General features: G+C 37.3%; 9 protein-coding genes. All 9 read right to left on the bottom strand.

Annotated features, from left to right (window positions below; genetic code table 11):
- Window positions 1-177 precede the first annotated feature (177 nt).
- The 9 genes from MKY04_RS03575 to MKY04_RS03535 all read right to left on the bottom strand — a co-directional run bounded on the left by MKY04_RS03575 (window position 178) and on the right by MKY04_RS03535 (window position 14873).
- A complete protein-coding gene (locus MKY04_RS03575) occupies window positions 178-1776 on the bottom strand; it encodes a CTP synthase (RefSeq protein WP_126294863.1) in 1599 nt (532 codons plus the stop codon).
- 806 nt (window positions 1777-2582) lie between these two features.
- On the bottom strand, window positions 2583-3167 hold the full coding sequence (gene rpoE / locus MKY04_RS03570) for a DNA-directed RNA polymerase subunit delta (RefSeq protein ID WP_185807748.1): 585 nt from the start codon (window positions 3165-3167) through the stop codon (window positions 2583-2585).
- Between the two features lie 632 nt (window positions 3168-3799).
- Window positions 3800-7075 (bottom strand): fused isobutyryl-CoA mutase/GTPase IcmF, encoded by a 3276-nt coding sequence (icmF, locus tag MKY04_RS03565; protein WP_126294865.1) that lies wholly within the window; start codon window positions 7073-7075, stop codon window positions 3800-3802.
- 144 nt (window positions 7076-7219) lie between these two features.
- Entirely contained in the window at window positions 7220-7858 is a 639-nt protein-coding gene (locus tag MKY04_RS03560) for a TetR/AcrR family transcriptional regulator (protein WP_126294866.1), read from the bottom strand.
- A 3-nt stretch (window positions 7859-7861) separates the two neighbouring features.
- The gene (locus MKY04_RS03555) at window positions 7862-9001 is read right to left on the bottom strand and encodes an acyl-CoA dehydrogenase (protein WP_346235317.1); all 1140 of its coding nucleotides are present in this window, start codon (window positions 8999-9001) and stop codon (window positions 7862-7864) included.
- 47 nt (window positions 9002-9048) lie between these two features.
- Window positions 9049-10179, bottom strand: coding sequence for an acyl-CoA dehydrogenase (locus tag MKY04_RS03550; protein ID WP_346235316.1), 1131 nt, complete (start codon window positions 10177-10179; stop codon window positions 9049-9051).
- Between the two features lie 15 nt (window positions 10180-10194).
- Window positions 10195-11046, bottom strand: coding sequence for a 3-hydroxybutyryl-CoA dehydrogenase (locus MKY04_RS03545; protein WP_346235315.1), 852 nt, complete (start codon window positions 11044-11046; stop codon window positions 10195-10197).
- 154 nt (window positions 11047-11200) lie between these two features.
- The gene (locus MKY04_RS03540) at window positions 11201-12394 is read right to left on the bottom strand and encodes an acetyl-CoA C-acetyltransferase (protein WP_346235314.1); all 1194 of its coding nucleotides are present in this window, start codon (window positions 12392-12394) and stop codon (window positions 11201-11203) included.
- A gap of 298 nt (window positions 12395-12692) precedes the next feature.
- A complete protein-coding gene (locus MKY04_RS03535; protein WP_126294871.1) occupies window positions 12693-14873 on the bottom strand; it encodes a (Fe-S)-binding protein in 2181 nt (726 codons plus the stop codon).
- Window positions 14874-15695 lie beyond the last annotated feature (822 nt).

The following is a 15695-nucleotide window of genomic DNA, read 5'->3' as shown; positions in this document are numbered from 1 at the left end:
CATATTAAGCGCTAATAACTTTGCTCTAAAATAACTTTGATGCCTGAAGTGCCCAATTCACCTATTATTTTCGTCAAGCTTCGTGTGCTTGTCCCCGTATCGGCACTTTTCCACCGGTGAAATAACACATCAAGTTTCCTCTGCTAGTTGCAGAGTACTTACTAACTCATTTATTTTTTAGCGATTGTTAAATGCTGCACCAACAAACTCGCGGAATAGCGGTTGTGGGCGTTGTGGACGTGAAATCAATTCTGGGTGGAATTGACAAGCCACATAGAATTTTTTATCAGGCAACTCAATAATTTCAACTAATTTATTGTCAGGGCTTGTACCTGAGAATACAAGTCCTTCTGCTTCCATCGCTTCACGGAACTCGTTATTAAATTCATAACGATGACGATGACGTTCATATACAAGCTCATCATTATAAGCTGCCATTGCACGTGATCCTTCTTTTAATTTACATGGATATAATCCTAAACGTAATGTTCCACCTAAATCGATATCATCACTTTGATCTGGCAGGAAGTCGATAATTGGATACGGTGTTTCTTTATTAAGCTCAGTTGAATGTGCACCTTCTAATCCAAGAACATTGCGTGCAAATTCTACTGTTGCCAATTGCATACCTAAGCAAATTCCTAAGAAAGGAACGTCGTTTTCACGTGCATATCTGATTGCAGAAATCTTTCCTTCTATTCCGCGATCACCGAACCCACCAGGTACTAAAATTCCATCAGCATCTTTTAATAATTCGTTAACATTTTCAGAATTTACGTGTTCTGCATTGATCCAGTCGACTTCGATATCTGAATCATAAACGTATCCTGCATGTTTTAATGCTTCTACTACTGAAATATAAGCATCTGGAAGTTCAACATATTTCCCAACAAGGGCAATACGTGTTTTATTTTTTAGATGTTTTACTTTATCTACAAATTGTTTCCAGTCAGACATGTCTGCTTCTGGTGCTTCGATGCCAAAGTGTTCTAGAACGATATCATCAAAGTCTTGAGCATGTAGATTTAATGGTACTTCATATAAATGTTCAGCGTCGCGAGATTCAATAATATCACGAGGTGTTACATCACAGAATAATGCTAATTTATCTTTCATATCTTGAGATACAGGTTGTTCAGTACGAACAACTAAAATATTTGGTTGAATACCTAAAGAACGTAATTCTTTCACAGAATGTTGTGTTGGTTTTGTTTTTAATTCACCAGCAGCAGCGATGTAAGGAATTAATGTACAGTGAACATACATTACATTGTGGTGGCCAAGATCTGATTTCATTTGGCGAATTGCTTCTAGGAATGGAAGCGATTCGATATCTCCCACTGTACCACCTACTTCTGTAATTACGATATCAGCATTTGTTTCACGACCTGCACGTTGAATACGATCTTTTATTTCATTTGTTACATGAGGAATTACTTGTACAGTTTTGCCGTTATAATCACCACGACGTTCTTTTGCAAGAACTGATTGATAAACACGTCCTGAAGTTACTGTTGAATGTTTCCCTAAATTGATATCGATAAAGCGTTCATAGTGACCTAAGTCTAAATCGGCTTCAGCACCGTCATCCGTTACAAACACTTCACCATGTTGATATGGACTCATTGTACCTGGGTCAATATTTAAATATGGATCAAATTTTTGAATTGTTACTTCTAATCCACGGTTTTTTAATAATCGTCCTAATGAAGATGCGACAATTCCTTTCCCTAGCGAAGAAACTACCCCACCTGTTACAAAAATATACTTCGTCATTTGCAAATTCCTCCTCATAACTACAATTGCTTTTATATCAATTACGCCACTTAAGATTGCACCTTTAAGTTGGTTGAAGGTACAAAAATAGTGCATGCGTAAAGATAAAATAAATAAATTTAATAACTCGTTTTAGCTGTCTACAACATTTATTCCCTTTATTCCAATTGCTAAAGCAAAAATAAAGCTTATCTTTTTTAAATATTGTTTTACTGAGTAGAAAAGTATAAGACATATGATTTATTTCTATTGCAAGCATACTAACCTCTTGAAGTGATTTGTATTCCTCGATGAAAGGGAAAAATCGAAAGATGCTTTCTTTTTGTACCTTCCGATTTACAGAATGTATTAGTGTCGCCTTTTCCAAAGGAAGAAACATTAATGTCAATCCGCGCTTAAAGCCACACAAGGTGATTTACAATAGCATTACCATTTGGCATTGTTTGTCATCTCACTTCTAAAATGCCTTGCCCTTTTCTTACCTGCAACATTCCACGAGCTTTTCAAACCTATACATTGGAGGATCTCCTTAATGAATCCTCTTTAAAAAACTAGAAATTAATTGTCTCCTTAAATGGTTGCTTACCGTGCTTATCACACTTTCAACACCTTTTTTGCTAAGACATTAACTCATTGAAATAGCCGGAAAAAATAAAAAAACGCTCCACCTGCAGTACGTTGCAGGGGGAGCGTGAATTTATCAATCACGGTCATTCTCCATTTTTAACGGAGCCCAAGTAAAAGATTATATTGAACGATAAAAGAAGTCAAGCCCTTTACGAAAATTAAGAAAAACTAATTAAAAATTAATCTTCATCTTCTTCGTCTAAAAGATCGTCCTCTTCCTCCTCATCATCAATAATAAATCCATCTTCTTCTTCAATTAATTCATCGTCAATGTCTGCATCAACATCTACATCTACTTCATCAATGCTGTCAATTTCTTCTTCAACGAAGTCCAAGTCGTCTTCGTCATCTAAATCATCATCTTCCAAATCGTCCTCAACGAATTCATCAAAGTCTTCTTCAAATACTAAATCTTCTTCATCAACAATTAATTCTTCCTCATCGTCTTCAAGAACAGCTTTTTTACGTTTACGAGCTTTAACTGTTGGTGCAGTTTCTTCTTCGATTGTTTCGATTTTGTACCATTCACGAAGACCCCAAGTATTTTCGTGGTTTAGAAGGAAACGACCTTCAATATTCATATCAGTATAAAACTGAACAAGTCTGCTTTGAATTTCTTCATCCGATAAACCGTTTAGATTTTGGATTTCTTTTAGTAAGTCGTGGAATGCAATAGGTGATTTTCTTTCTTCTAAAATTGCATAGGCTAAGTCAATTAACGATTCCTCTGCTAATTGTTCTTGTGTCATTTCACGAATATTCAACTCGTGCACGTCCTTTCTTTAAATACGTTTCATTCAATTTCTTCTTTATTAGAAATTGCGTCCAGATTTCGGACTCGTGTTTTCACGAGACTCTCCATTAGCGAATTCTCGTGATTCGTTGGAGGCATTATCTTTATTCATCAATAAAATCTAAACTATGTGGATGATTTTTTGAACAAAGATAATTATATCTTAAGCATAATATCCATTATATACAAAGTACTATAGACTATGCTAGTTTCATTTACTGTTTTTTATGTTATATATCTCTTTTAAGCCCAAGTAAAATAAAAAACAAGATAATATAAGGAGTGGGATTGACCCTAACTGCTTATTATACAAAAAGAAAGTAGCAACAAGGCATGCGAGTATGATGATATAGTGCGCGTATTGTTTAATCACTTGCAAATCCTTCCTTTCTGTATTTTTATTATAGCTAAATTTCCAAAAATAGTACTAATTATTACGTTGGAGAGTTTAACTTATTTTTAAGCAGCAACATTTATTAGAAATTTTTGTAGTTCAAGCAGTTGAAAATCAATTAAAATAATAACATTTCGTGTAGTATGAAATTAATTTATGCAATAATTGAGCGCTTGCTTGTTGCATAAGCAAGCGCCTTATTAGTGTATCTACATATTTCTTCTATATTGTCCTCCGACTTCATACATTGCTTTCGTAATTTGACCTAGGCTGGCTACTTTCACAGTCTCCATTAATTGCTCGAAAATATTTCCACCAGTTAGTGCAACTTCTTTTAATTTTTTTAACGATGCTTCACACTCTGCTTCATGTCGTTTATGGAAGTCCTGCAGGTTTTTAATTTGCAATTCTTTTTCTTCTTTTGAAGAACGTGCTACTTCCATGCTATCGATTTCTTCAGCAGAAGGTGGATTCGGATTTAAATAAGTATTTACTCCAATTATCGGAAGTTCTCCAGAATGTTTAAGCTGCTCATAATACATTGACTCTTCTTGGATTTTGCCGCGCTGGTATTGCGTCTCCATTGCACCTAACACACCGCCACGGTCATTTATACGTTCAAATTCTTCAAGAACGGCCTGCTCAACCAAATCTGTCAGCTCCTCAACGATAAATGAACCTTGCAGCGGATTCTCATTTTTTGATAGACCGTGTTCTTTCGTAATAATTAATTGGATAGCCATTGCACGGCGAACTGACTCTTCTGTTGGTGTTGTAATCGCCTCATCATATGCATTTGTATGAAGTGAATTACAATTATCTTGCAATGCCATCAATGCTTGAAGCGTTGTACGGATGTCATTAAAGTCGATTTCTTGTGCGTGTAGGGAACGCCCTGAAGTTTGGATATGGTATTTCAATTTTTGAGAACGTTCATTAGCCCCATATTTGTCACGCATTACAATTGCCCAAATTCTTCGCGCAACTCTTCCGATTACTGTATATTCAGGATCCAATCCATTTGAGAAGAAGAATGACAGATTTGGTGCGAAATCATCAATCTTCATGCCCCGGCTTAAATAATATTCAACATACGTAAAACCATTAGCAAGAGTAAAGGCTAACTGAGAAATCGGATTTGCCCCTGCTTCTGCAATATGGTAGCCGGAAATGGATACAGAATAATAATTGCGTACTTTGTGGTTGATAAAGTATTCTTGAATATCGCCCATCATTCTTAGCGCAAACTCAGTGGAGAAAATACAAGTATTTTGACCTTGATCTTCTTTTAATATATCTGCTTGGACTGTACCTCGAACTACTTGCAATGTTTTTTCACGCACTTCTGTAAATTCCTCAACAGTTAAAGTACGCCCAAGTTCTTCTTCCCGTTTTTTTACTTGCTGATCAATCGCCGTGTTCATAAACATAGCTAAAATAATTGGTGCAGGACCGTTAATCGTCATTGAAACAGATGTTGAAGGAGCACATAAATCAAAGCCGTCATACAGCTTCTTCATATCATCAAGTGTACAAACGCTTACACCAGACACGCCAACCTTACCGTAAATATCTGGACGGTAATCCGGATCTTCACCATAGAGTGTAACTGAATCAAATGCTGTAGATAAACGTTTTGCATCATCATCTTTTGATAAATAGTGAAAACGTTTATTTGTACGCTCTGGTGTACCTTCCCCTGCAAATTGGCGTTTTGGATCCTCCCCTTGCCGTTTAAAAGGAAATACTCCTGCTGTATATGGAAACTCCCCAGGGATGTTTTCAGCATATACCCATCGCAATATTTCACCGTAATCTTTAAATTTCGGTAAAACGACTTTAGGAATTTTTGTACCAGATAACGAAGTTGTTTTTAAAATCGTACGTATTTCTTTATCTCGAACTTTCGTAATAAATTCATCTCCAGAATACGCTTCTTTTAATTTTTCCCAATTATCCAGTATACGTTTTGACTCTTGAGATAATTCATTTTTTACGCTATCTGCCAAAGATTGAAGCGATTGTATTAGTACATCATTAGGTGAGCTTTCTAATACTTGCTTAATTGCCCCTTCAAGTTGATACAGTTTAGACGCCAGTTCAACTTGATGTGCTGCTTTTTTATGATAGTTTCGAACCGTTTCTACAATTTCTCGCAAATAATAACGTCGATCATTTGGGATAATGACATCTTGTTTTTGAGTTTTTACGAATTGCTCATAAGATGTTTTCCAATCGTAGCCGAATTTTCCATTAATCTTTTCAACAAGTGCTGCAAATAAAGAGTTTGTTCCTTTATCATTAAATTGACTAGCAATTGTACCATATACTGGCATTCTATCCAAGCTTTCTGACCATAATTCATGGGAACGCTGATATTGTTTTTGAACTTGACGAAGTGCATCCTCTGAACCTTTTCTTTCGAATTTATTAATTACAATTAAATCTGCATAGTCAATCATATCTATTTTTTCAAGTTGTGTCGGTGCACCAAATTCACTTGTCATAACATACATTGATAAATCTGTATATTTTGTAATTTCCGCATCCCCTTGGCCGATTCCACTTGTTTCTACAATAATAAGATCAAAGCCCGTCGCTTTTACAACATCAAGAACGTCTCCAATGGAAGCAGTCAGTTCTGTTCTAGAACCCCTAGTTGCCAGGCTTCTCATATATACCCGTTTATCAAAAATGGCATTCATTCGAATACGGTCCCCTAGTAGGGCTCCACCTGTTTTTTGTTTTGTTGGATCAACTGAAATAATTGCAACCTTTTTCTCCGGGAATTCACGTAAGAAACGTCGAATTAATTCATCTGTTAAAGATGATTTACCAGCCCCACCAGTACCAGTAATCCCTAATACAGGTGTATGTTTTGTTCTTTTACGGGCTTCTGCCAAAAATTCTGTGATTTCTGCATCTTCACCTATTTCAGCAGCTGTTATTAGATTTGCTAATATTTCTGGTGTATCTGTTGAAAGCTTATCTAATAAATCCAAGTAATTTCCTTTTAAAGTAGAGAAATCTGCCCCTTCTATCTGCTTATTAATCATTCCTTGCAGCCCTAATTGCATCCCGTCTTCTGGGGAAAAAATTCCTGCAATGCCGTAATCGTGAAGCTCTTTTATTTCACGTGGTAAAATAACTCCCCCGCCGCCCCCATAGATTTTAATATGTGGTGCACCTTTTTCACGTAGTAAGTCATACATATATTTGAAATATTCCAAATGTCCACCTTGATAAGAAGAAACGGCAATTGCCTGTGCATCTTCTTGTATAGCGGCGTTAACCACTTCTTCAACAGATCGATTATGTCCTAAATGAATGACTTCAGCACCACTTGCTTGTAAAATGCGACGCATAATATTAACGGATACGTCGTGTCCATCGAATAAACTAGACGCAGTCACAAAACGAACAGGGTGTTTTGGACGATATACTCCAGGTTTTTCGTTTTTTTCTACAAAATCAGCTTGCACCATATTAAATACCCCTTTCATTTCCATATTGCATTCGTTCAATTAATGTTGCCTAAAAGTGGTTTACAACGAATGCTTATGTTTAAACGTAAACAAACACCGCTAAAATGCATCGTCAAACGTATGCTTTTAGCGGTGTCATCCCCATTACTCACCATAATGTATAATTCCTGACAAGCACATTTTCGTTTGAGCAATTGTAAAGTCTTGAATTGTAAAACGTTTATTAAGTGCCCATTTTCTAAACGCCCAGCTTTGTCCTTGAACAACGATATGATTTGCAGCTAAATATATTTCCTGATTACTCATATTAATCGTGCCTGCATGCACAAGTGTTTTTAATATTTTTTCAAAGAGTGCAGTCATCTCTAGTTCTTTTTTTAGTACGTATTGTTGTGCTTCTTTGCCCAATGATTTTGTTTCTTGATACATGATAGTAAATTCATCTACCATACTATCAATCAATAAAAAATATTGTCTGATTGCCTCTTTTAATTCTTCTATCGTTCCTGAACTCGTTGAAATTCGAGATAAACGTTTCATCACTTGGTCATAGATATTGTCACAAACTAAAAACAGTACGTCCTCTTTCGTACGGATATATTCATATAGTGTTCCAATGCTAAATCCGGCAGCTTTGGCGATTTCCCTTGTTGTTGCGCGATGAAAGCCTTTTTCTTTAAACAATTTTAAAGCGCCATTTACAATTTGCTTCCTACGAATTTCTATTAAGCTTTCATCTTTTACGGATGACTGTACTAAAATTTTCTCATTGTTATTGTTCATAGATTATTTTGTTAGCATTCTTGAGATTACAAGACGTTGAATCTCTTGTGTACCTTCATAGATTTGTGTAATTTTTGCATCTCGCATAAAACGCTCAACTGGGTACTCTTTTGTATAGCCATAGCCGCCAAAAATTTGTACTGCATCGGTTGTGACAGACATTGCTGTATCTCCAGCCATTAATTTTGCCATCGCAGACGCTTTACCGTACGGAAGATTATTTGTTTCTAGCCAAGCAGCTTGATAGGTTAGTAGTCTTGATGCTTCAACAGCTGTCGCCATATCCGCTAATTTGAATGAAACGCCTTGGTTTGCCACAATTGGTTTGCCGAATTGAATACGTTGTTTTGCATATTCAGTAGCAGCATCTAACGCACCCTGTGCAATTCCGACTGCTTGTGCAGCAATGCCATTTCGCCCACCATCTAACGTTTTCATCGCAATAATGAATCCTTCACCTTCGTTGCCTAGTAAGTTTTCTTTTGGTACTCGACAATTATCAAAAATAATTTCTGTTGTTGGAGATGAACGAATACCCATTTTCTTCTCCTTTTTCCCTACTCCAAAACCGGGGAAACTTGATTCAACAATAAAGGCGCTTGTTCCTTTATGCTTTGATTCAGGATCTGTTACGGCGAACACGATGTAAGTATCTGCTACCCCACCGTTCGTAATGAAGATTTTAGAGCCATTTAGAACGTATTCATCACCTTCTAATTTTGCTGTTGTTTTCATGCCGCCCGCATCACTGCCCGAGCCCGCTTCTGTTAAACAATAAGCACCAATTGTTTTCCCCTCTGCCATTGGCCGCAAATATTTTTGTTTTTGCTCTTCATTCCCATATTTGAAAAGTGGCCATCCTGCTAAAGAAGTATGGGCTGATAAAGTTACACCTGTTGAAGCACAGACACGTGAAAGCTCCTCGACAGCAATACAATAAGCTAAATAGTCAAAGCCTGCTCCGCCATATTCTTCAGACCAAGGTATTCCGGTCAATCCAAGCTCAGCCATCTTATTCCATATAGCACGATCAAAGTGTTCATTTTCATCGCGCTCAGCTGCAGATGGTGCTACCTCATTTAATGCAAAATCTCGAACCATTTCCCTTAATTGCTCATGTTCCTCTGATAATTGAAAGTTCATTTCTACCCCTCCATTTATGTTAAGTGCAATTCTTATTTTTCAGATAATCAAATTTGTTTGCTTATTACGATGCGTTGGATCTCACTTGTTCCTTCATATATTTCTGTAACTTTTGCATCACGGAAATAGCGTTCGACTGAATAATCCTTTGTATATCCATACCCACCGTAAATTTGTATTGCTTCTGTTGCTACTTGAACAGCAGTTTTTGAAGCAAATAATTTCGCCATTGAAGCCTCTTTTCCGCATTGGAGACCGAGAGAATGCAGATGGGCAGCGCGGTACACTAATAGCTTTGCAGCTTCCACCTTGGTTGCCATATCCGCTAGCTTAAAACCTACCCCTTGGTTTACTGCAATTGGTTTGCCAAATTGAATTCGTTCACTTGCATATTCAATTGAAGCTTCCGTTGCGGCCTCGGCAATTCCAAGTGCCTGTGCTGCAATCCCAATTCTCCCTGCGTTCAAGTTTGCCATCGCAATTTTAAACCCTTCATTTTCTTTTCCTAAAAGATTGGATGCAGGTACTTTCATATTGTCAAATGTAAGCTGTACTGTACTTGAACCATGTAGTCCCATCTTATGTTCGTTTTTTCCGATAATGAGTCCGGGACTGCCCTTCTCGACTATGAAAGCGGAAATACCCCTAGATCCTTTTTGAGGATTTGTCGATGCAAATACGATAAAAACATCTGCTTCCCCACCATTCGTTATAAACACTTTTGAACCGTTAAGGACATAGTAATCATCGCTTTTTACCGCTCTGGTTTTTAATGCGCCCGCATCAGAACCGGCTTCTGGCTCCGTTAAACAAAACGCCCCCAAATATTTTCCACTCGCGAGGTTTGGAATATATTTTTTCTTCTGCTCATCACTTCCAAAATAAAGTATCGGATTCGTTCCGACAGAGGTGTGAACAGATAAAATGACTCCTACAACAGCACTTACTTTCGAAATTTCATTGATTGCTAAAATATAGGAAGTAAAGTCCATCCCTGCACCACCTAAGCTTTCTGGAACAGTCATCCCCATCAGCCCAAGTTCTCCCATTTTAGCAAGGATCTCTTTCGGAAATTCCCCCTCTTCCATTTTTTCAACAAATGGGGCGATTTCACTTTGTGCAAATTGACGCACCATTTCCCGGAGCATCGTTTGCTCTTCTGTAAAGTTGAGATTCATAGATGTCACTCCTTATTATTCGTATACATAGAAACCTCGCCCTGTTTTTCTTCCTAGCCAGCCTGCTGCAACATACTTTCGAAGTAAAGGACATGGACGATATTTGCTATCTCCCAATCCTTCATGAAGAATTTCCATAATATATAGACAAGTGTCTAAGCCGATAAAGTCTGCCAAAGTTAAGGGTCCCATTGGATGATTCATTCCTAGCTTCATCACTTCATCAATTGCTTCTTTTGTTGCAACCCCCTCATATAGTGCATATATTGCTTCATTGATCATTGGCAATAAAATGCGGTTTGAGATAAATCCAGGAAAATCATTTACTTCAACAGGTGTTTTGGACAATTTTACTGTCATTTCTTCTACTGCTTGGTACACCTCATCTGCGGTTGCTAAACCTCTAATAATTTCTACTAGTTTCATAACTGGAACTGGATTCATAAAATGCATACCGATAACCTGTTCAGGCCTTTCCGTCACCGCAGCGATTTCTGTAATCGGCAATGAAGAGGTATTTGTTGCTAAAATTGCATTTTTAGGTGCTATTGCATCAAGTTCTCTAAATATTGATTGCTTAATATCCATATTTTCTGTTGCAGCTTCGATTATGATATCGACGTCGAAAGCATCTTTCAGGTCTAGTGATGTAGAAATGCGATTTAGAATTGCTTCTTTTTCTCCCTCTGTTTTACGTCCTTTTTCGACGTCGCGCATAAGATTTTTCGTAATGACTCCTATGCCTCGTTCTATAAACTCTTGTTTTATATCATTCAGCTTTACGTCAAATCCTGCTTGTGCACATACTTGAGCAATTCCAGATCCCATCTGGCCAGCCCCTACAACCATTACTTTTTGAATTGTCATTTCACGATCCTCCTATATATAATCAACATTTAGAAGCAACTAGCCATACTGTCTTAAAACGCTTTTCATACAAGCCAAACGAAACGCGAATAGTTGCCGAAATTCGCAGATAGGTGAGGCAAATAACGTAGTACGAATGCTTTTGTCAACAGATTTATTGTTTTGGTACTTCAATCATAATCGCATCGCCTTGGCCACCACCTGAACAAATAGCCGCAATACCAATTCCACCGCCTCGGCGTCTTAATTCATACGCAAGTGTTAAAATAATTCTCGCACCTGATGCACCGATTGGATGACCTAGTGCTACTGCACCACCATTGACATTTACTTTCTCTGAATCTAGTCCAGCAATTTGGTTGCTTACTAGAGCTACAGCGGCAAATGCCTCGTTAATTTCAATCAAGTCAATGTCTTCAACTGTTTTACCAGTTTTCTTTAGCAATTCGTTTATAACGAGTCCAGGTGTTTGAGGAAAATCTTTCGGTTCTACCCCAACCTCTGCATGCCCTAGTACATATGCAAGAGGTGTACGCCCTTCGTTTTTTGCTCTTTCGTCACTCATTAATACAAGTGCACATGCTCCATCATTTACACCCGGCGCATTACCAGCAGTAATCGTGCCATCTTTATCAAAGGCTGGCTTTAACTTTGACAGCGCTTCCATTGATGTGCCTTTTCGAGGCGCTTCGTCTTCTGCTACAGTTGTAATGTCTCCTTTGCGACCACGAATTTCAATTGCTGCGATTTCTTCAGCAAATTTCCCTTCCTCCATCGCTTTAATAGCTAATTGATGGCTTCTTACTGCCCATTCATCCTGCTTTTCACGGGAAAGCTCAAACGTATTTGCTGTTTCATTTCCATAAGTCCCCATGTGTACATTGTTTGGATGGAATGCGCAAGAAAGTCCGTCAAAAATCATTCCATCAACAAGCTGCGCGTCCCCCATTCGAAGGCCCCAACGTCCTTTTGGTAAATAGTAAGGAGCATTAGACATTGATTCCATACCGCCAGCAACAATAACTTCTTCTTCCCCTAAACGAATAAGCTGGTCAGCTAGAGTTACACTTCTCATACCTGAAGCACATACTTTGTTGATTGTTTCTGTTTTTGCAGAATAAGGTATTCCAGCTTTTGCCGCTGCCTGACGAGAAGGGATTTGCCCTTGCCCTGCTTGAAGTACAGTACCCATAATCACTTCATTTACTTGTTCCGGTGCAATATTTGCTTTTTGCAAAGCTGCTTTTATCGCATTTCCTCCAAGTTCACTTGCAGATAATGTTGATAATGCACCTCCAAATTTACCAAATGGTGTTCTTGCTCCGTCTAAAATAACTGTTTTCAACACTTCTCCCACCCCTTTGTTTTATTAGGAAAATCATGTTTCTTTAACTGTACTTATTTCTTGATACTAACTTGCTTGCTTCGCTGCTCGTCGCAAATTTGATTGTTCAAGTACAGCTTGAACAATCAAATTGACTGAACGCTCGCTCAACTTCTTGCTTAAATAAAAATGGGAGTCTTTTAGAGCTCCCATTTTTTTCTTTTTACAATATAATTGTACGAAATTTTCTTTTTTTTCGCAATTTGTATTTTTCTAATTATTTAATTTTATTGTTGAATAAACGAAAAATCCCATCGTTCAATCAAGATTCTTCTGTTGCTGCAATTTCTGTTGGTTGAGTACTTGCTATCGCATACTCTTCCTCTTCTTCTATTTTCATATCCCCAAATACAGATCGTTCTAGAAGTTCAGCTATATCGAATGTTCCTACTGTTTCCTCTACTTCTTTTGCTTTCGTACCGTCAGAAAGCATTGTTAAACAGTATGGACATCCCGAAGAGATAACTGAAGCATTCGTTGCAAGAGCTTGTTCTGTACGAGCTACATTAATGCGATTTCCTACATGCTCTTCCATCCACATTAAACCACCGCCAGCTCCACAGCACATTGCAGTTTCACGATTTCGTTCCATTTCTACTAGGTTAACACCTGGGATAGATTTTAAAATCTCACGTGGAGCATCGTAAACATCGTTGTATCGGCCTAAATAACAAGAGTCATGGAATACAATTGTTTCTTCAACACGGTGATTTAAAGTTAAACGTCCTTGATCAACCAAATCGTATAACAACTCAGTATGGTGGTAAACTTCACCCTCCCAGCCAAAATCTTTATATTCATTTTTAAAAATATTGTATGCGTGAGGATCGATTGTTACGATTTTCTTCACTTCGTTTTTCTCAAATTCCTCTATATTTGCTGTTGCTAGCTCTTGGAATAAAAATTCATTCCCTAAACGACGCGGCGTATCACCGGAGTTTTTCTCCTTGTTTCCTAGAATTGCAAATGTAACGCCTGCTTCGTTCAAAAGACGTGCAAAGGATAAGGCAATTTTTTGTGAACGGCTGTCAAATGCCCCCATTGAGCCAACCCAGAATAAATATTCAAAACCTTCGCCAGATTTTTTTGCTTCTTTCACTGTCGGAATCTTTATTGTTGGATCAAGATCACGCCAGTTTTCTTTTTCTTTACGGTTAAGACCCCAAGGATTTCCTTGTCTTTCAATGTTATTCATTGCGCGTTGAGCATCTGAATTAATTTTTCCTTCTGTCATTGTTAAATAACGACGAAGATCAATAATTTTATCAACATGCTCGTTCATTACAGGACATTGGTCTTCACAGTTGCGACATGTAGTACATGCCCAAATTTCTTCTTCTGTAATGACATCTCCAATCAAGGATGGACTGTAAATATCATCAATAACAGCACCTTCAGCACCTGCTGCCATAGCTAATTGATTGCCTTTTGTATTATTAAATGCAAATGCTGGCACCCAAGGCTTTTGCTTTGTTGTAACAGCCCCTGTGAATGTTAAATGGTCACGCAATTTTACGATTAAATCCATTGGTGAAAGCATTTTTCCCGTACCTGTTGCCGGACACATATTTGTACAACGACCACATTCTACACAAGCGTATAAATCAATTAATTGTTTTTGTGTAAAATCAGTAATTTTTCCAACACCGAATGACGGCATTTCTTCTTCATCTTCCATTTCTTCCATTGCTTCAAAATTAATCGGGCGAAGAGTACCCGCACGATCCAGCCTGTTAAAGTAAACGTTTACAGGTCCAGCAATTAAGTGGAAGTGTTTCGATTGTGGAACGTATACTAGGAATGTTAATAAAATAAGTAAGTGAATCCACCACATTACATAAAATACCCCTGCAGCTGCTTCTGGTGGCAAGAATCCAAAAATTGCTGCAATAGTTGATGCAATTGGTTCACTGCCTAAAAAGCTATGTTCATGCCAAATAATACTCATGCCGTTTCCAACTAATGTAGACACCATTAATCCACCGATAAAAATTAGCACTAGCCCATTTTTCCAGCCGCGCTTTAAACGAACAAGCTTCTCGATATAACGGCGATAAAATGCCCAAACAACTGCTACTATAATAACAACTGCCACGATTTCTTCAAATAAAGTAAATACTTGATAGAGTTGTCCTAAAGGCAAATGCGAGCCTGGTGCCAACCCTTTCCAAATAAAATCAATGGCACCAAATTGTACGAGAATAAATCCATAGAAAAACAGAACGTGAATTAGTCCACTTTTTTTATCTTTCAATAATTTGGATTGTCCAAATACATTAATCCATATTTTCTCAAGTCTTTCTTTTACATTCTCATTAAATTCTTCTTTCTTCCCAAGCTTTATAAATGCATACCGTGTTTTCAAAATATAAACAAACAATCCTACCCCATATAACACAACAGCTAAAAAGAATACCCAGTTTGCAATTAATAACGGATTCATCTTCTCTCCCCCTCTAACCATATCCCCTATGAATGCTGTTTCTATTAGTTATTCTTCTATACTACTAAATATGATACTAGTTTCATCGGTAAATTATCTTCCCTCTGTACCATGTCTTTATTGTAAATATGAATGAGCATTCAGTCAACGTATTATTCGAAAATTTCTAATAATCACTCATTACTTTGTCGATTATTCACGTTTTCTCTATTAAAAGAAGTTATGTTGGATTATGTATTGATACTTGCATAGTGCTTTATCCAATTAATAAAACCACCCGACTCTCGATAAGAGTAAAAAATCCACGCGTTATGGACTCGTGGATTTGCTTTTTTTGTAGAGAATAAAATTGTATATAAAGTCGAAAATCGAAAATACATAAGCCGATGCAGCTATAAATAATGCAGGGGAGTCGTAACCGTAATACATCATATCCTTCATGTGTAAACTCAATAACCAAACGGATGTAAAGATTAATAGGGATATATCGTATCCGATACTTAACGGGCGTTTAATATCTTTTAAAGCAAAATTAAAAACAATAACTCTAAAAAACACAAATAAAAATAAAAAAATGAAATAGAGGGTGGTGCTGTAAAATAATAGGGTTGAAATTAACGGTGGCATAGTGAGAACTCCTTAGATGGTTTTATAATCAGTTTATCGAGTGAAAACCATATATCTATAAGAATATGTAAGTATTTACAAAGTCGATAACGAAAGAATCGCTCTCTAAGTGTTCGAATATTCTACTTTTGATTTAGTTTTAACTGACAAATAAAATCCCTTCATTAATCAGGAAAATTATACCATGAATACAGA

Source organism: Lysinibacillus telephonicus (genome assembly GCF_039654155.1).
GTDB classification, from domain to species: domain Bacteria; phylum Bacillota; class Bacilli; order Bacillales_A; family Planococcaceae; genus Ureibacillus; species Ureibacillus telephonicus.
The sequence above is the reverse complement of the archived record's forward strand: the minus strand, read 5'-3'. Positions and strand labels throughout refer to the sequence as shown.